Consider the following 17,640-nt stretch of genomic DNA (forward strand, 5'->3'; position numbering starts at 1 on the left):
GTGCTGAACCGCCCGGCTGTGCCGACCCCGGTCGGGGCGGCGGGGCAGCTTCCTCGGTCATGCTTCGATCCTGCTGCCCGGTCCACCCGAACGACCTCAGGACCCGACCCTGACCCCACCCTGAGATCCGGCGGCCGGAATGTCGGGGGCGTCCCCGTGGTCGCGGACGCCGCAGCGTGTGACGATCGAGTCACCGACCTCGACCTGTCCGCCACCGTGACCAGGGAGCCTCCGATCAGCATCGCGACCCCGCCCCCGCGCCTCTACCGCGCCCCGGAGCACCGGATGGCCGCCGGCGTCGCCGCCGGTATCGCCGACCATCTCGGCATCTCGGTGCTGCGGGTGCGCGTCGCGTTCATGGTCCTGCTCGGGCTCAGCGGGCTCGGCCTGCTGCTCTACGCGGCCTTCTGGGCGGTGGTGCCGCTGCGTCCCGGTGACACCGCGGTGCCGCCCCGGCGGGACGTCGCCCAACTCCTGCCGTTCGTGGGGATCGGGCTCGGTGTCCTGTTGATCCAGGTGATGGTCTTCGACTCGGTAGGTGCGGCGGGCACCGCCGGTTGGTTGGTGGCCATCATCGCGGTCGGCGCCGGGGTCATCTGGCACCAGTCCGCGCCCGAGCGGCGGCGACAGTGGGGCGACGCGATGCCGGTGCCCTGGCTCGGCGCGGTCGTCGAGGAGAGCGACCGGCGGGCCTTCGTGCTGCGGTTCATCGGCGGGGGAGTGCTGGTCGCGGTCGGCATCATCGGCGTCGCGGCCGTCTACTCGCCGGCACAGAACTTCGACGCGGTGATCAATGGCGTGATCTTCGCGTTGGTCGGGCTGGCGGGCGTCGGCGTGGTCGCCGCGCCGGTGCTCTGGCGGACGTACAGCCAGCTCCGCTCTGAGCGTGAGGGGCGCATCCGCGAGCAGGAGCGGGCCGAGTTGGCCGCGATGGTGCACGACCAGGTGCTGCACACGTTGGCACTGATCCAGCGCAACGCCGGCGACGTCAAGACGGTGCAGCGGCTGGCCCGAGGGCAGGAGCGGTCGCTGCGCAATTGGCTCTACAAGCCGACCGCTTCGCCGAGCGAGCGCTTCGCAGCCGCTCTGGAACAGGCCGCGGCCGAGGTCGAGGACACCTTCGCGATCAGCGTGGAGACGGTGGTGGTGGGGGACCGGGAGACCGACGAGAAGGTCGGGGCGCTGGTCGCGGCCGCGCGGGAGGCGTTGGTGAACGCGGCCCGGCACGCAGGCGTGCAGACCGTGTCGCTCTACGCCGAGGTGGAGCCGGATCAGGTCAGTGTCTTCGTCCGGGACCGGGGGAAGGGCTTCGATCCGGATACCGTGGAGGACCACCGGCACGGCGTACGCGGCTCGATCATCGGGCGGATGAAGCGGCACGGCGGACGGGCCGAAATACGGTCCGGCCCGGGGGAGGGGACCGAGGTCCGGTTGATCCTGCCGATCTCCCGGGACTCGTCCGCAGCGGAGAGGAACAGATGACCATGGCTGAGCAGTCGACCGAGCACCTCGACCCGGCGGATGCCCGCCCCGAGCGGCTGCGGGTGTTCCTGGTGGACGACCACGCCATGTTCCGAGCCGGGGTGCGCGCGGAGTTGGGTGCCCACGTCGATGTGGTTGGCGAGGCGAGCACGGTGGCCGAGGCGGTCACCCGGATCGCCGCCGTCGGCCCGGACGTGGTGCTGCTCGACGTGCACATGCCCGATGGTGGCGGTCGCGCGGTGCTGGAGGCGATGCGGCGTACGCACCCGCAGGTCAAGTTCCTCGCGTTGAGCGTCTCCGACGCGGCGGAGGACGTGATCGGGCTGATCCGTGCCGGTGCCCGCGGGTACGTCACCAAGACCATCTCCCCGGACGAGTTGGCTGCCGCGATCCGTCGCGTGGCCGACGGGGACGCGGTGTTCAGCCCACGGCTGGCCGGGTTCGTGCTGGATGCCTTCGCGGCTCGGCCGGACGCGCCGGTGGCCGACCCGGAGCTGGACCAGCTCACCAATCGTGAGCGTGAGGTGCTGCGGCTGCTGGCCCGGGGGTACGCGTACAAGGAGATCGCCAAGGAGCTCTTCATCTCCATCAAGACGGTGGAGACGCACGTGTCGAACGTTCTGCGCAAGCTTCAGATGTCCAACCGCTACGAACTCTCCCGTTGGGCGGCGGATCGCCGCCTCGTGTGACGGCGCGTCGGCCCGGCGAGGATCAGAGAAACGTCCGGCGCGCCCTCGTACGCCCAGCCGGTGATCGTGTCCGGGTAGCCGTAGGGGCCCTCATCCGGATGGGTCGAAACGTGAGTGGTGACGCACGTCCCATCGGGCTGGGTGGCCCCGCGGCGCGCGCACCGGCTGAGGCCGGGTCGCCGGGTGGGCGCAACGTATTTCCTGCTCAGCGCCGCCCGCGTCGACCGTTTTATGATCATTTTTCAAGTATCGGCAACGTGGCGGGCAACTAACGGCTTGATAACGGCACCTTCACGGAAGAGGCCAGTGGGTGTCACAGTGGCAGCACCTCACCATCGGTGTGTGGCACTCCGTACGCCCCACGACCACGATTCCGCCGATCTCGGCGGCCCGTGGCTGTGCCGGTTGCGTCGTGTCAAGCCTCGTTGGTGGGGGAGCCCGGCGGATCGGAACATCAGGGGTGTCCCCAACTTCCCTGTGGTCCCGGCGACCCGCGCCCCGGGGTGGTCGGGCGGTGTCACCCCCAAAACGTGCGTGAAACCCACGACGGAACCTGGTTAGAAAGAGGAGGCCCCTCGGAATGAGAGTCTCGAAGCGGGCGACGAGCGCCATCGCGCTCAGCGCGGCTGCCGCGCTTGTCGCGAGCGGTTGCTCGAGCGGTGGCGACGGCGATACTGCCGCCAGCACGGACGGCTCGATCGTTGTTCACGGCGTCCAGCCGGAGAACCCGCTGGTCCCGTCGAACACCACGGAGACCGGCGGCGGCAAGATCATCGACTGGATGTGGACCGGCCTGGTCGAGTACCCGAACGACGGTGGGGCCCCGCGTAACGCGCTGGCGGAGTCCATCAACACCACGGACTCCAAGGTCTTCACGATCAAGATCAAGGCCGGTACCAAGTTCCACGACGGTACCGAGGTCAAGGCGAAGAACTTCGTCGACGCCTGGAACTGGGCCGCCTACTCGCCGAACGGCGCGCAGAACGGCACCTTCTTCGCGGACATCGCGGGCTTCGACCAGACCTACACCACGGACCCGGATGGCGCGGACGGCCCGAAGAAGGCCCCGACCCCGACGGCCGACAAGATGTCCGGCCTGAAGGTCATCGACGACCAGACCTTCGAGGTCACCCTGGCGGCGCCGACCGCGGTCTTCCCGACCAAGCTCGGCTACAGCGCCTTCATGCCGCTGCCGGACGTCTTCTTCACCATGAAGCCGGAAGAGTTCGGCAAGACGAAGCCGATCGGCAACGGCCCGGTGAAGTTCGTGTCCTGGGAGGACAACTCCCTCATCAAGCTGACGCGCTTCGACGACTACAACCTTCGCGACAAGATGAAGGTCAAGGACGTCGACGTCAAGCTGTACCAGGACGACAACGCCGCCTACGCCGATCTGCTGGCCAACAACCTCGACTTCATGGAGGTTGTCCCCACCTCGGCGCTCGCCGGTGACAAGTGGAAGACCGACCTCGGTGACCGGGGCCGCTCGACCGTCACGCCGTCGACCGCGTTCATCGCGTTCCCGATCTACGACAAGCGCTTCGCGAACCCGAAGCTGCGTCGTGCGGTGTCGCTGGCGGTCAACCGGCAGGAGATCTCGGACAAGATCTTCTTCGGTACCCGCAAGCCGGCCGACAGCTGGGCGAACCCGCTGACCCCGGGCGCCAAGCCGGGTAACTGCACCGCCTGCAAGTTCGACCCGGCAACGGCCAAGACGCTGCTCGCCGAGGCCGGTGGCTTCACTGGCGAGATGGTCTTCTACTACAACGCGGACTCCGCCCACAAGGACTGGATGGACGCCGTCGCGCAGCAGGTCAAGACCAACCTCAACATCAACGCCCGGGCCGAGGGTGTGCCGACCTTCGCGGTGTTCCGCCAGAACATCAACGCCCACAAGATGACCGGCCCGTACCGCGCTGCCTGGCAGCAGGACTACCCGGACGTCGAGAACTGGGTCAACCCGCTGTTCGTCACCAACGGTTCCTCGAACGACGGCCTCTACAGCAACACCGAGGTCGACGCCCTTGCCAAGCAGGCCAGCGGCGCTCCGAGCCTGGAGGCCTCGCACGAGGCGTTCGCCAAGGCGGTCGAGAAGGTCGACCAGGACGTCCCGAGCATCCCGGTCTACTTCTACGGTCAGCAGTCCGGCCACTCGGAGAAGATCAAGAAGCTTGAGCTGAACAACGTCGGCGAGATCGACATCACCTCGGTCGAGCTCTGATCCGAACGGTCTGACCCCGGGTCGGGCTCGCCACATCCGGTGAGCCCGACCCGGGGCCGTTCCGCGATTGGGTGTTACCACACTCCATTCGCACGTTGTCACCACCGTGTCGGCCGTCCGACGCGCCCCCTGTCTGGAGGACCACCCCATGGGCCGTTATCTGTTGAGACGGCTGCTCCAACTCGTGCCGGTCTTCATCGGTACGACGTTCCTGATCTACTGGCTCGTCTGGGCCGTTCCGGGCGATCCGTTCGCCGGCAAGTGCGGTGAGCGTCGCTGCCCGGACCAGTACATCGCCTTCATGACCGAGAAGTACCACCTCGACCAGAACGTCTTCGTGCAGTACGCCAACTACATGAAGAACCTGCTCCAGGGTGACTTCGGTCAGACCTTCTCGCAGCGCGAGATCAGCGACATCATCCTGACTTCGTACCCGAACACCCTGAAGCTGGCCGTCGTGGCGCTCGCCATCGAGGCCATCATCGGCCTCGGCGCCGGTGTGCTGAGCGGTCTGCGGCGTAACGGCTTCCTGGACAACCTGGTCCTGGTCTCCACCCTCTTCCTGATCGCGCTGCCGGTCTTCGTGGTCGGCTTCGTGCTGCAGTGGCTGCTGGGTGTGCAGTGGGGCATCATCAAGCCGACCGTCTCCTCCGAGATGCGGTGGTCCGAGCTGATCGTGCCCGGCTTCGTGCTGGGCAGCGCGTCAGTGGCGTACATCGCCCGGGTAGCGAGAACGAGCATCGCGGAGAACCGTCGCGCGGACTACGTGCGCACGGCCATCGCCAAGGGCCTGCCGATGCGCCGGGTGGTTGGTGTGCACCTGCTGCGTAACTCGCTCATCCCGGTGGTGACCCTGCTCGGCACCGACCTCGGTGCCCTGATGGGTGGCGCGATCGTCACCGAGGGAATCTTCGGCATCAACGGGATCGGCCGCCAGGTGTTCCGGGCGATCATCACCAAGGAAAGCGCCACGGTGGTAGGGATCGTGGTCGTCCTGGTGCTGGTCTATCTCGTGATGAACCTGCTGGTTGACCTGCTCTACGCCGCCCTGGACCCGAGGATCCGTTATGAGTGACCCGAGTACCGCATCGATCGTCAGTACCCCTGGCGCACACCCCACCGACTCCGCCGCCCCCGCCACCGCGGGCCAGCCGCAGAGCAACGAGAAGCCGCGCGGCCTGCTCGGCGACGCCTGGCGGGACCTGCGACGCAAGCCGCTGTTCTGGATCTCGGCCACGCTGATCGTGATCTTCCTGCTGATGGCGGCCTTCCCGGCGCTGTTCGCCCCGGGCGACGCGGTCAACGGCTCGCTGTCCCGCAGCCTCGACAAGCCGTCCGCCAATGGCTGGTTCGGCTACGACGTGCAGGGCCGCGACGTCTACGCCCGGGTCATCTACGGCGCACGGGCCTCCATCGTGGTCGCCGTGCTCTCCGTGCTGGGCACCCTGCTCATCGGCGGAACCATGGGCATCATCTCCGGCTACCGCGGTGGTTGGGTGGACGCGCTGCTCAGCCGGATCGCCGACGTCTTCTTCGGTCTGCCCTTCGTGCTCGGCGCGATCGTCATCCTGACCACCTTCAACGGGTCGGGCGCCGGCAACAGCAAGGCCCAGATCATGGGCCTGGTGACCGCGTCCCTGATCGTGCTGAGCTGGCCGGTCGTGATGCGGCTGATGCGCTCCTCGGTGCTCGCCACCAAGGAGGCCGACTACATCGTGGCGGCCCGCGCGCTGGGTGCCGGCACCGGCCGGATCATCCTCAAGCACCTGCTGCCGAACTGCCTGGCCCCGCTGCTGGTCTACGGCACGATCATGGTCGGCTCGTTCATCGGCGCCGAGGCCACCCTGTCGTTCCTGGGCGTCGGTCTGAAGTCGCCGGTGGTGTCCTGGGGCATCATGATCAGTGATGGGCAGAATTTCGTCCGGGTCGCGCCAGGGCTGGTGTTCTTCCCCGCCGCGTTCCTCGTCACCGCAGTGCTGAGCTTCGTGATGCTCGGTGAGTCGGTCCGCGAGGCCCTCGATCCGAAACTCCGCTAGGGGAGATCCAGTGTCCGACATTCTCGTTTCCGAGCAGTCAGCGCCGGGACCCGGCGGGTCCGGGCGTCCCTCCGGCCGCCTGCTCGAGGTCGACGACCTGCGGGTGGAGTTCCGCACCCGGGACGGCGTCGCAAAGGTCATCAACGGGGTCACGTACCACGTCGACGCGGGGGAGACCCTCGCCGTGCTCGGCGAGTCCGGCTCCGGTAAGAGCGTCACCGCGCAGACCATCATGGGCATCCTCGACACGCCGCCCGGCTTCGTCACCGGTGGGCAGGTCCGCTTCCACGGCAAGGACATGCTCCGCATGTCCGACGAGGAGCGCCGCCGCATCCGCGGCGAGGGCATCGCGATGATCTTCCAGGACGCGCTCTCCGCGCTGAACCCCGTCTTCACCGTCGGGTTCCAGATCGCCGAGCAGTTCCGGGTCCGGCGGGGCATGGGTCGCGCGGAGGCCAAGAAGCGCGCGATCGACATGCTCGACCAGGTCAAGATCCCGAACGCCAAGGGCCGGTTCAACAACTACCCGCACCAGTTCTCCGGTGGTATGCGGCAGCGCGCGATGATCGCGATGTCGCTGGCGCTCGACCCCGAGGTGCTGATCGCGGACGAGCCGACCACCGCCCTCGACGTGACCGTGCAGGCCCAGATCATGGACCTGCTGGCCGAGCTTCAGCGCGAGCGGCAGATGGGCATGATCCTGATCACCCACGACCTCGGCGTGGTCGCCGACGTCGCGGACCGGATCGCGGTCATGTACGCGGGCCGGATCGTCGAGGAAGCCGACGTGTACGAGCTGTACGCCAAGCCCGCGCACCCGTACACGCTGGGTCTGATCGACTCGATCCCGCGCCTCGACGAGAAGGGGCAGCAGCTCCGGACGATCAAGGGCCTCCCGCCGAACCTGATGAACATCCCGCCGGGCTGCCCGTTCAACCCGCGGTGCCCGATGGCTCAGCCGGTGTGCCGGGAGAAGGTCCCGCCGCTGCTGCAGGTCGGCCCCGCCCGGGCCAGCGCCTGCCACTTCGCCGAGGAGCTGGTGAACCGTGTCTGAGAACATCCTCGAGGTCAATGACCTGGTCAAGCACTACCCCGTCACCCAGGGTGTGGTGTTCAAGAAGACCGTCGGTCAGGTCAAGGCGGTCGACGGGGTCTCGTTCGGTCTGCGCGCCGGCGAGACCCTCGGTGTGGTCGGCGAGTCCGGCTGCGGCAAGTCGACGCTCGCCCGGGTGCTGATGAACCTGGAGAAGCCGACCGCCGGCAACGTGGTCTACAAGGGCCAGGACATCTCCAAGCTGTCCGGTGGGGCGCTGCGGCGTCTGCGCCGGCAGATCCAGCTGGTCATGCAGGACCCGTACACCTCGCTGAACCCGCGGATGACCGTCGGTGACCTGCTCGGTGAGCCGTTCGAGATCCACCCCGAGGTGGCGCCGAAGGGCAGCCGCCGGGCCAAGGTCCGCGAACTGCTCGACCTGGTCGGGCTCAACCCGGAGCACATCAACCGGTACCCGCACCAGTTCTCCGGCGGTCAGCGTCAGCGCATCGGCATCGCCCGCGCGCTCGCGCTGCGGCCCGAGATCATCGTCTGCGACGAGCCGGTGTCGGCGCTGGACGTCTCCATCCAGGCCCAGGTCATGAACCTGCTGGAGCAGCTGCAGGGCGAGTTCGGCCTCTCGTACGTCTTCATCGCGCACGACCTGTCGGTGGTCCGCCACCTGTCGGACCGGGTCGCGGTGATGTACCTCGGCAAGATCGTCGAGATCGGCACCGAGGACGAGATCTACGAGCGACCGACCCACCCGTACACCCAGGCGCTGCTCTCCGCGGTGCCGGTGCCGGACCCGACCCAGCGGCACAACAAGACGATCATCCGGCTCACGGGTGACGTGCCGTCGCCGATCAGCCCGCCCTCGGGCTGCCGGTTCCGGACCCGCTGCTGGAAGGCGCAGGACGTCTGCGCCGAGCAGGTCCCGCTGCTGGAGATCCGGCGGGACTCGGACCACCCGAGCGCCTGCCACTTCGCGGAGAAGCGCGAGATCGTCGCCACCCACGAGGTGTGAGTCACCGAAACCGCCTGCCGCCGTCACCACGACGACGGCAGGCGGTTTCGTCTGTTCGTGACCCGGATCGGCCGCGCGGTGCCTGGCAGCCCATGCGGCGTCAGCCAGCACGATGGGCGGTGTGCTCACCAGGGAGCCGTGGCCCGGTTCAGCGCGGGCTGAGGCGGCTCACAGCGGCCCGCGGCCCGCGCGGAGCAGCAGCAGGGCCAGCTGGGTGCCGTCGGCGCCGAGCGCGACCCGGAAACGCTCCAGGATCTCCCGTTCCCGGGAGAGCACCAGGCGGGTCCCACCGGACGCCATCCGGGTCGCGCCGACCTCCTGGGACAACGCGGCCCGCTCCTGCCAGAGCGTGATCAACGCGTGGTCGATCTCGTCGATCCGTTCCCTGATCTGCACGATCCGCGCCGAGGCGGACGGCTCCTGAGTGCCGGTCTGTTGCTCGGCCGGCTCGGCGTCCGCACCCGTCGTTTGTGCGGCCACCGCCGGCTCAGCCCTCTGCGCTGCGGGCTGCCCGGGTCGGATCGGGCTGCCGCTCTGCTCCATCACGTCTGCCATCATCGGGTACCTCTCGCACTGTGGTGCCCGGTGCCCGGAACCTGGGACGGAAAAAGCCCCGGGCTCCAGGAGCCCGGGGCTTTAGCAGGTCTGAATCGATCAGGCGCGACCTACGGCAGCCGGACTCCCGGTGCCATAGTAAAAGTAGAAGCGCGCAGCGATCACGCCGTCGAGTATGCCCACGTCGCTGCCGGGTGCGCAAGCATTCCCTGTAGCGAAGGGCGCCTTTCCCGCCGGTGGGCGTGCCGGGTGGCGGTGCGCGCCGTCGGGCACGAGCTGCTGAGCGCCAGAGGCGCAGTGTCCGGCCCGCGGCATAGACTTGTCGGGCGATGCATCCTCTCTTCGACATCCCCGCGTCCCCGCCTGCGCCGGAGTCCGCGCCGGCCCGCCCGCACCGACCCGGGGCGGCCGCCGCGCGCCTCGATCCGCAGCAGCTGCTCGCCGGGCTGAACGGGCCGCAGCGCGACGCCGTCAGCCATGCCGGCTCGCCGCTGCTGATCGTGGCCGGCGCCGGGTCCGGCAAGACCCGGGTGCTCACGCACCGGATCGCCTACCTGCTCGCCGCTCGGGACGTGCACCCCGGCGAGATCATCGCGATCACCTTCACCAACAAGGCCGCCGGCGAGATGAAGGAGCGCGTCGCCGCGCTGGTGGGCCCCCGGGCCCGCCTGATGTGGGTGTCGACGTTCCACTCGGCCTGCGTGCGGATCCTGCGTGCCGAGCACGAGCACGCCGGCCTCAAGTCGACGTTCTCGATCTACGACGCGGACGACTCCCGCCGGTTGATGCAGTTGGTCACCCGCGAGCTGGATCTCGACCCGAAGCGCTACCCGGCGCGTGGGCTGGCCGCCCAGGTCTCCAACCTCAAGAACGAGCTGGTCGACCCGGAGCAGTTCGCGGCGCGGGCCACCGGGCCCAACGAGCGGGCGCTGGCCGAGGCGTACACGCTCTACCAGCGTCGGCTGCGTGAGGCACACGCCCTGGACTTCGACGACCTGATCATGACCACGGTGCACCTGCTCCAGTCCCACCCGCACGTCGCGGAGAGCTACCGCCGACGGTTCCGCCACGTGCTGGTGGACGAATACCAGGACACCAACCACGCCCAGTATGTCCTGATCAAGGAACTGGTCTCCGGCACCGACGGGCTGGAGCCCGCCGAGCTGTGCGTGGTAGGCGACGCCGACCAGTCGATCTACGCGTTCCGGGGTGCGACGATCCGCAACATCCTGGAGTTCGAACGGGACTTCACCGACGCGCGGACGATCCTGCTGGAGCAGAACTACCGCTCCACCCAGACCATCCTCAACGCGGCCAACGCGGTGATCGACCGCAACACCTCCCGCAAACCCAAGCGACTGTGGAGCGAGGCCGGCGCCGGCGAGCAGATCGTCGGCTACGTGGCCGACACCGAGCACGCCGAGGCCGACTGGGTGGCCCGGGAGATCGACCGGCTGGTCGACGCCGACGAGACCCGCCCCGGCGACGTCGCCGTCTTCTACCGCACCAACGCGCAGTCCCGCGTCTTCGAGGAGGTGTTCATCCGGGTCGGCCTGCCCTACAAGGTGGTCGGCGGGGTGCGCTTCTACGAGCGCAAGGAGGTCCGCGACGCCCTGGCGTACCTGCGCTCGGTGGTCAACGACGACGACACGGTGAGCCTGCGGCGAGTGCTCAACACCCCCCGCCGGGGCATCGGCGACCGCGCGGAGGCGTGTGTCGAGGCGCTCTCCAGCCGCGACCGGATCTCCTTCGGCGCGGCGCTGCGCCGGGCCCGGGAGGCGCCGGGCATCTCCAGTCGGGCGGCCAACGGCATCGCGGACTTCGTGGCGCTGCTCGACGGCGGCCGCGAGTTGGCCGAGACCGGCACCCCGGAGGAGGTGCTGGAGGCGCTGCTGACCCGTTCCGGCTACCTCACCGAGCTGGAGGAAAGCCTCGACCCGCAGGACGCCGGCCGGGTGGACAACCTCCAGGAGCTGGTCAGTGTCGCCCGCGAGTACACCGAGCGGATCGAAGCGCTGGGCGAGGAGGGGGAGCGGGCCACCCTGGCCGGCTTCCTGGAGCAGGTGGCGCTGGTCGCCGACGCCGACCAGATCCCCTCCGACGACCCCGACCACCAGGGCGTGGTCACCCTGATGACGCTGCACACCGCCAAGGGGCTGGAATTCCCGGTGGTCTTCCTGACCGGGCTGGAGGACGGCGTCTTCCCGCACCTGCGCTCGCTGGGCGACACCCGCGAGTTGGAGGAGGAGCGCCGCTTGGCGTACGTCGGCATCACCCGTGCCCGACAGCGGCTCTACATGTCCCGGGCGGTGACCCGCTCGGCCTGGGGGCAGCCGTCCTACAACCCGCCATCGCGCTTCCTGGAGGAGTTGCCGACCGAGCTGGTGCACTGGGAGCGCACCGAAGGGTCGTACACCTCCTGGGCCGGCGGGGGCGGCGGCGTCGGTGGCCGCGCGGACCGCGCGCCCGGCGCGCGTGGCAACTTCACCGGGGGTACGCCGAAGGCGGCCCAGTTGGCGCAGCGGCTCGGCGTGGACGCCAGCCGCCTGACCACCGCCAGTGAGCTGCCGCAGGGGCCTAAGGTGTCCGCGGGCGACCGGGTCAACCATCAGCGGTACGGGTTGGGGCGGGTGCTCGCCGTCGAGGGGCACGGCCCGGGTGCCCGCGCGCAGATCGACTTCGGCGACCAGACCATGTGGCTGGTGCTCCGGCACGCCCCGGTCGACAAGCTCTGACCCGTCCGGATCAGCAAAGGGTGGCCTCGGCGTACCGCTGAGGCCACTCTTTGCTCGTTGTTGCGGGCAGGGACGTCGCGTCAGCAGCCCAGGTTGACGCCACGGGACCGCATGAACGGGGCCGGGTCGATCTGGTTCCACATGCCCTGGTGCACCTCGAAGTGCAGGTGCGGGCCGGTGGCGTCGCCGGTGGCGCCCTCGTAGCCGATGACCTGGCCGGCCTTGACCGCCTGGCCGACCGTGACCGCGATGCGGCTCTGGTGGGCGTAGTGGGTCAGGTAGCCGTTGCCGTGGTCGATGAAGACGGAGTTGCCGTACCCGTCGGAGGCGTCGCCGGCCTGGGTCACGGTGCCGGCGGCCGCGGCGCGGATCGGCGTACCGGAGGGCAGCGCCAGGTCGATACCGGCGTGCAGGGTGCCCCAGCGCTGCCCGTAGCAGGACGTGACGGCTGCGCCCGGCATCGGGTCGACCCAGGCGGGTGTGGGCTTGGTGGTCTTCTTCGGCTTCGGCTTCGGCTTGGCCTTCGCGGCGGCCGTCTTTGTGGGGGTCGGGCTGGCGCTGACCGCTGACGGGCTCGGCGTCGGGCTGAGCGAGGGGGTGACCGGGGTGCTCGATTCACGGACCGAGCGGTCGGCCCGGCTCGCGGCCTCGGCCCGGGCCTGGGCGTCGAGGGAGACGGCGGCGGGTGCCGGGTGGTCGGTGCCGCTGGTGGCGACGGCGACACCTCCGAGGCCGAGGGCTACCAGGGCGGCGGCCGCGAGCACGATGAGGCGGTTCCGTCGGCCGGTGCGCTGCGACGGCGTGGTCTGGCTGGTGTCGGGGGTGTTCTCGTTCTGGACGGGGCTGTCTTCCTGCACGGCGGACCTTCAGAGTCGAGGGGCACTTGACCTCGAAATACTGGTGTCGGGCCCAGGTGGGGCAGGCGTGGGGACCGAATGCTCGGACGGAGAGCGGACGGTCGGTGCCCGAATATGACCTGCTGTGTGGCGCTACATCCGGAAAAGTGATCATGTTGGTGGGTGCCGTCGGTCACATTCAGCGTTGTGACCCGGGATACATCTGCCGGGACCGCACAACGAAAAACCGCCCGGATCGACAGATCCGGGCGGTCAGCGGTCGTTACACATCGTCAGGAGGCGGCTACCTCGCTGTAGATTGCCTCGACTTGCAGCTTGATGTCCACTCCGCGCTCCTGAAGGAACGGTACCGGGTCTTCCGGCTGCCCCTTGACATGGATCTCCAGGTGCAGGTGCGTGCCGTACGCGTGGCCCGTCTGGCCCACGAGGCCGAGCTGGTCGCCCGCCTTGACCTGCTGGCCTTCCTTGACGCTGACCGCGGAGGAGTGGCCGTAGATGGCCTCGCTGCCGTCGGCGTGCTGGACGATCACCGCGTTGCCGTACCCACCGAACCAGCCGGCCTTGGTGACCAGCCCGTCGTGGATCGCCACGTAGGGCGTGCCCTCGGGGGCGACCAGATCCACGCCGGTGTGCATCTTGCCCCAGCGGACGCCGTACGGGGAGTTGAAGTCGTAGCCCTGCAGCGGCAGCAGCCAGACCTCGGGCTCGGCGCTGTCCTTGCTGCGGCTGTCCCGGGAGGGGCGGTCGGCGTTCTCCGAGCGGGCCTGGGCGTCCTGACTGGTGACCGACGCCTGCTTGAGCTCGTCGAGGACCGTCGGGCTGACGTCCTTGGCGTCCGGTAGGGCGCTCGCGCCGAGGGCCACGATGCCGGCACCGACGAATGCGGTGGTGACGACAGCGGCGTAACGGCTGCGAGGTGGGGTGGGTACGCGGCGGCGACCGCGATATCGATCGGGCTCAGACGACAGGCGCTGGCGCACGCACACCCTCCGTTGTCGGGGTTCCGAAGCGGTCGGTGGGCGTCCCGTGAGACTCCAGTGAGACGTCCGCTGACCGCGTCGTCACCCGTCCATGGACCTGATGACAACCGTGGACACGTTAGCCAACCGCCAGGCGAGTCACAAGCTAGACCGAAAAATTGGCGTGTCGGTCTGTCCGTTTGCGTCCCTGATTGTCATGCATCGCGACGCCGAACGGTGCCCCCGTCGCTGCCCGTTCGTCGCCGAGCGTGACCGTTCCGGCGGAGTCGTCCGGCTTGACTCCGAACGCCACCGGGATGGTGTCCCCGGCCCTGCGGGCGGCGCGGCGGCGGCGACGCAGGCATGGGGGCGGTCGGAGATCTGCGGGTTGCCGGGTGGACACGCCGGGTAACGGCCGGTGACGGAGCCCGGATTTCCCGGGCCGCGCCCGCCGGGTTACCGTTCGTTAAGGTGAAGGCGGTCAAGCCGGTGAAAGGTGTGCGCTGATGAGCTCTCGTATCCGGGTCGTCGTCGCGAAGCCTGGCCTGGACGGCCACGACCGCGGCGCGAAGGTCGTCGCGCGTGCGCTGCGGGACGCCGGGATGGAGGTCGTCTACACCGGCCTGCACCAGACTCCCGAGCAGATCGTGGAAACCGCCATCCAGGAGGACGCCGACGCGGTCGGCCTGTCCGTGCTCTCCGGCGCGCACATGACGCTCTTCCGACGGGTGCTGGAACTGCTCGGTGAGCGGGACGCCCGCGACATCGTCGTGTTCGGTGGCGGCATCATTCCGAACGGCGACATTCCCGAGTTGGAGAAGCTGGGCGTCGCGAAGATCTTCACGCCGGGCGCCACCACCCAGGCGATTGTCGAGTGGGTCCGACAGAACGTGGCCCAGCCGGTTTCCTGAGGCGCGCCGAACTGCCGCGTCACCGAATTTTGGGCACGGGGGAGGGGCCGGACGCACCCCTCACACGTCCGGCCCCTCTATGCACGATGCCCCGCCGCCACCCCTCGACCGACAGGGCATCGGCCGTATCCCGTCATTGCGCTGTTCAGCGCTCCGACATCTGACTCAACGACGCCCCCACGGCAGGGTTACGCAAGCCGGACAACATCGCCCGGACGGTGGATGCCGCCCGAGTCATGGCCGGAAACCGGCCACACCTGATGTCCGGTTGTGCATTACCGCACACCGTGCACCCGCTCGGTTGCCGGTGGTGCCGACCTCGCTAGGCTGCGGCCAATGGCCTGTTTCAACTGATGACAGGCGTCAAACTGTTTTCTGAACGCTGGTGGCGGCGCGACGGCGCGCCGCGGAGACGGGACGGGACGCGCAATCGTGGACCTGTACGAGTACCAGGGGCGGGACCTGTTCGAGCGGCACGGCTTGCCCGTGCTGGCCGGCGGCGTCGCCACTACCCCGGAAGAGGCCCGCGCGATCGCCGAACGTCTTGGCGGCCGTGTGGTCGTCAAGGCGCAGGTAAAGGTCGGCGGCCGAGGTAAGGCCGGCGGCGTCAAGCTGGCCGAGGGCCCGGATGAGGCGGTGGCCCGTGCCACCGACATCCTCGGCATGGACATCAAGGGTCACACCGTCCACAAGGTCATGATCACGGTGACCGCGGACGTGGCCGAGGAGTACTACTTCTCGTACCTGCTCGACCGGGCGAACCGCACCTTCCTCTGCATCGCCAGCGTCGCCGGCGGCATGGACATCGAGCAGGTCGCCGCCGAGACCCCCGACAAGGTCGTGAAGGCCCCGATCGACGCAGTGAAGGGCGTGGACGAGGCCAAGGCCCGCGAGATCGTGACGGCCGCCGGCTTCCCGGCCGAGGTCGCCGACCAGGTGGTCGAGATCGCCGTCGGCCTGTGGCAGGCGTTCGTCGCCGAGGACGCCACCCTGGTCGAGGTCAACCCGCTCGCCAAGAACGGCGACGGCCGGATGCTGCTGCTGGACGCCAAGATCAGCCTGGACGAGAACGCGGCGTTCCGGCACCCGGACCACGAGGCGCTCGTCGACCAGGCCGCTGTGGACCCGCTGGAGCAGGCCGCCAAGGCCAAGGACCTCAACTACGTCAAGCTCGACGGCGAGGTCGGCATCATCGGCAACGGCGCGGGTCTGGTCATGTCGACCCTCGACGTGGTCGCGTACGCCGGTGAGCGGCACGGCAACGTCAAGCCGGCCAACTTCCTCGACATCGGCGGCGGCGCGAGCGCCGCGGTGATGGCGAACGGGCTGGAGATCGTGCTCTCCGACCCGGCCGTGAAGAGCGTCTTCGTCAACGTCTTCGGCGGCATCACCGCCTGCGACGAGGTCGCCAACGGAATCATCCAGGCGCTGGCCCTGCTGGAGCAGCGCGGCGAGCAGGTCACCAAGCCGCTCGTCGTCCGTCTCGACGGCAACAACGCCGAGGCTGGCCGGGCGATCCTGGACAGCGCGAACAACCCGCTCGTGCAGCGGGTGGACACCATGGACGGTGCGGCCGAGCGGGCCGCCGAGCTGGCAGCTGCGGGGGTCTGATCATGGCTATCTGGCTGACCAAGGACTCGAAGGTCATCGTCCAGGGGATGACCGGTTCCGAGGGTTCCAAGCACACCCGGCGGATGCTGGCCGCCGGCACCAACGTGGTCGGTGGCGTCAACCCGCGCAAGGCGGGCCAGACCGTCGACTTCGACGGCACCGAGCTGCCGGTCTTCGCGTCCGTCGCGGACGCGATGGCCGAGACCGGGGCCGACGTCACCGTCATCTTCGTGCCGCCGCAGTTCACCAAGGCCGCCGTGGTCGAGGCGATCGACGCCGCGATCCCGCTGGCCGTGGTGATCACCGAGGGCGTCCCGGTGCACGACACCGCGTCGTTCTGGGCGTACAACGTGGCGCAGGGCGAGCGGACCCGGATCATCGGGCCGAACTGCCCGGGCATCGCCTCGCCGGGCGCGTCCAACGCCGGCATCATCCCGGCCGACATCACCGGCTCCGGCCGGATCGGCCTGGTCAGCAAGAGCGGCACGCTGACCTACCAGATGATGTACGAGCTGCGCGACATCGGTTTCTCCACCTGCGTCGGCATCGGCGGTGACCCGATCATCGGGACCACCCACATCGACGCCCTCGCGGCGTTCGAGGCCGACCCGGAGACCGACGCCATCGTCATGATCGGTGAGATCGGTGGCGACGCCGAGGAGCGGGCCGCCGAGTTCATCAAGGCCAACGTCACCAAGCCGGTGGTCGGCTACATCGCCGGCTTCACCGCTCCGCCCGGCAAGACCATGGGTCACGCCGGGGCGATCATCTCCGGCTCGGCCGGTACCGCCGAGGCGAAGCAGGCGGCGCTGGAGGCCGTCGGGGTCAAGGTCGGCAAGACGCCGACCGAGACCGCAAAGCTGATGCGGGAGATCATGTCCGGCAGCTGAGCCGGTCAGGCAACACGAAGGGGGTCGACCGGTCACGGTCGACTCCCTTCGGCGTACGCACGCTCGGCGCTGTTCAGTCGTTGTTCCAGAACGGGTAGTTGCCGGTCGAGCGCAGGATCGCCCCGCCGATGATGTTGATCACGCCGAACGCGATGGCGAGGTAACCGAGCAGCGGCGACTGCCCGTACCGCCGGGCGTCGCGGATGGACAGGTAGCCGAAGACGATGCCGAAGATGCCGCAGCAGATCAGCCCCAGCACGATGCCCAGCACGCCCCAGAGGGTGGTGCGGTCGCGTCCCTGGGCCGGTGGTGGTGGGGGAGGCGGGTATGGCGTCGTCACAGCGTCCTCCGAGCGGTCATGGGCGACTGCCGGCCCGGACCGCGACCGGCGGGCCCGTCCCGGGTGGCGGCGACTCGCGCCCCCTCAGGGCAGAGGCTAGACCGGCCCGGGTGGGCAGGACGTGGGTTCGGTGAACTCGCCGACCTTAGGAGGGGTTAACGGACTGCCACCGCCCGCGCGACGTGCCAGAGTAGAGCGGATGTCCCCCGTCACCCCTGACCGTCCCAGCCGTCCCGGCGGTGTGAGAGCCGACGACCGGCCGGTCGACCGTGCCGCCCCGGCCCGGCGGGTGCC

At 69.2% G+C, this 17,640-nt stretch carries 15 protein-coding genes; 11 read left to right on the forward strand and 4 right to left on the reverse strand.

Annotated elements, in window-relative coordinates; translation table 11 throughout:
• Nucleotides 1-216 precede the first annotated feature (216 nt).
• The 7 genes from DLJ58_RS26405 (at nucleotide 217) to DLJ58_RS26435 (ending at nucleotide 8,488) form a co-directional block, all read left to right on the forward strand.
• Complete coding sequence (locus tag DLJ58_RS26405; RefSeq protein ID WP_124860289.1) at nucleotides 217-1,482, forward strand: ATP-binding protein; 1,266 nt, start codon at nucleotides 217-219, stop codon at nucleotides 1,480-1,482.
• A 2-nt stretch (nucleotides 1,483-1,484) separates the two neighbouring features.
• Nucleotides 1,485-2,171: a response regulator gene (locus tag DLJ58_RS26410; protein WP_091406380.1), complete on the forward strand. Its 687-nt coding sequence runs from the start codon at nucleotides 1,485-1,487 to the stop codon at nucleotides 2,169-2,171.
• Between the two features lie 580 nt (nucleotides 2,172-2,751).
• Nucleotides 2,752-4,392 carry a peptide ABC transporter substrate-binding protein gene (locus tag DLJ58_RS26415; protein ID WP_124860277.1) on the forward strand — a complete coding sequence of 547 codons (1,641 nt, stop codon included), beginning with the start codon at nucleotides 2,752-2,754 and terminating at the stop codon, nucleotides 4,390-4,392.
• A 148-nt stretch (nucleotides 4,393-4,540) separates the two neighbouring features.
• Entirely contained in the window at nucleotides 4,541-5,467 is a 927-nt protein-coding gene (locus DLJ58_RS26420) for an ABC transporter permease (protein ID WP_112681467.1), read from the forward strand.
• Nucleotides 5,460-6,428: an ABC transporter permease gene (locus DLJ58_RS26425; RefSeq protein WP_124860279.1), complete on the forward strand. Its 969-nt coding sequence runs from the start codon at nucleotides 5,460-5,462 to the stop codon at nucleotides 6,426-6,428. The genes DLJ58_RS26420 and DLJ58_RS26425 overlap by 8 nt, the downstream gene beginning before the upstream one ends.
• A gap of 10 nt (nucleotides 6,429-6,438) precedes the next feature.
• On the forward strand, nucleotides 6,439-7,482 hold the full coding sequence (locus DLJ58_RS26430; RefSeq protein WP_387352400.1) for an ABC transporter ATP-binding protein: 1,044 nt from the start codon (nucleotides 6,439-6,441) through the stop codon (nucleotides 7,480-7,482).
• Nucleotides 7,475-8,488 carry an ABC transporter ATP-binding protein gene (locus tag DLJ58_RS26435; RefSeq protein WP_112583780.1) on the forward strand — a complete coding sequence of 338 codons (1,014 nt, stop codon included), beginning with the start codon at nucleotides 7,475-7,477 and terminating at the stop codon, nucleotides 8,486-8,488. Before DLJ58_RS26430 ends, DLJ58_RS26435 begins: the two co-directional genes overlap by 8 nt.
• Nucleotides 8,489-8,656: 168 nt before the next feature.
• On the opposite strand, the gene DLJ58_RS26440 is transcribed toward DLJ58_RS26435, so the two are convergent.
• Nucleotides 8,657-9,046: a chorismate mutase gene (locus tag DLJ58_RS26440; RefSeq protein WP_124860281.1), complete on the reverse strand. Its 390-nt coding sequence runs from the start codon at nucleotides 9,044-9,046 to the stop codon at nucleotides 8,657-8,659.
• A 326-nt stretch (nucleotides 9,047-9,372) separates the two neighbouring features.
• Here DLJ58_RS26440 and pcrA point away from each other — a divergent pair, with 326 nt between their 5' ends.
• Nucleotides 9,373-11,778 carry a DNA helicase PcrA gene (pcrA, locus tag DLJ58_RS26445; protein WP_124860283.1) on the forward strand — a complete coding sequence of 802 codons (2,406 nt, stop codon included), beginning with the start codon at nucleotides 9,373-9,375 and terminating at the stop codon, nucleotides 11,776-11,778.
• 80 nt (nucleotides 11,779-11,858) lie between these two features.
• On the opposite strand, the gene DLJ58_RS26450 is transcribed toward pcrA, so the two are convergent.
• Both DLJ58_RS26450 and DLJ58_RS26455 read right to left on the reverse strand, forming a co-directional pair.
• Nucleotides 11,859-12,635, reverse strand: coding sequence for a M23 family metallopeptidase (locus tag DLJ58_RS26450; RefSeq protein ID WP_124860285.1), 777 nt, complete (start codon nucleotides 12,633-12,635; stop codon nucleotides 11,859-11,861).
• Between the two features lie 272 nt (nucleotides 12,636-12,907).
• Nucleotides 12,908-13,615, reverse strand: a complete 708-nt coding sequence (locus DLJ58_RS26455) for a M23 family metallopeptidase (protein ID WP_124860287.1) — start codon at nucleotides 13,613-13,615, stop codon at nucleotides 12,908-12,910.
• 485 nt (nucleotides 13,616-14,100) lie between these two features.
• Between DLJ58_RS26455 and icmB the strand changes: the two genes are divergently transcribed.
• The 3 genes from icmB (at nucleotide 14,101) to sucD (ending at nucleotide 17,006) form a co-directional block, all read left to right on the forward strand.
• Entirely contained in the window at nucleotides 14,101-14,505 is a 405-nt protein-coding gene (icmB, locus tag DLJ58_RS26460; RefSeq protein WP_030491849.1) for a coenzyme B12-dependent isobutyryl CoA mutase small subunit, read from the forward strand.
• Between the two features lie 432 nt (nucleotides 14,506-14,937).
• Nucleotides 14,938-16,116 carry an ADP-forming succinate--CoA ligase subunit beta gene (sucC, locus tag DLJ58_RS26465; protein ID WP_091406357.1) on the forward strand — a complete coding sequence of 393 codons (1,179 nt, stop codon included), beginning with the start codon at nucleotides 14,938-14,940 and terminating at the stop codon, nucleotides 16,114-16,116.
• A gap of 2 nt (nucleotides 16,117-16,118) precedes the next feature.
• Entirely contained in the window at nucleotides 16,119-17,006 is an 888-nt protein-coding gene (sucD, locus tag DLJ58_RS26470; RefSeq protein WP_030337831.1) for a succinate--CoA ligase subunit alpha, read from the forward strand.
• Nucleotides 17,007-17,079: 73 nt separating this feature from the next.
• Here the strand turns inward: sucD and DLJ58_RS26475 are convergent, their stop codons facing one another.
• Nucleotides 17,080-17,346 carry a hypothetical protein gene (locus DLJ58_RS26475; RefSeq protein ID WP_091406354.1) on the reverse strand — a complete coding sequence of 89 codons (267 nt, stop codon included), beginning with the start codon at nucleotides 17,344-17,346 and terminating at the stop codon, nucleotides 17,080-17,082.
• Nucleotides 17,347-17,640 lie beyond the last annotated feature (294 nt).

The organism is Micromonospora arida (assembly GCF_003857035.1).
GTDB classification, from domain to species: domain Bacteria; phylum Actinomycetota; class Actinomycetes; order Mycobacteriales; family Micromonosporaceae; genus Micromonospora; species Micromonospora arida.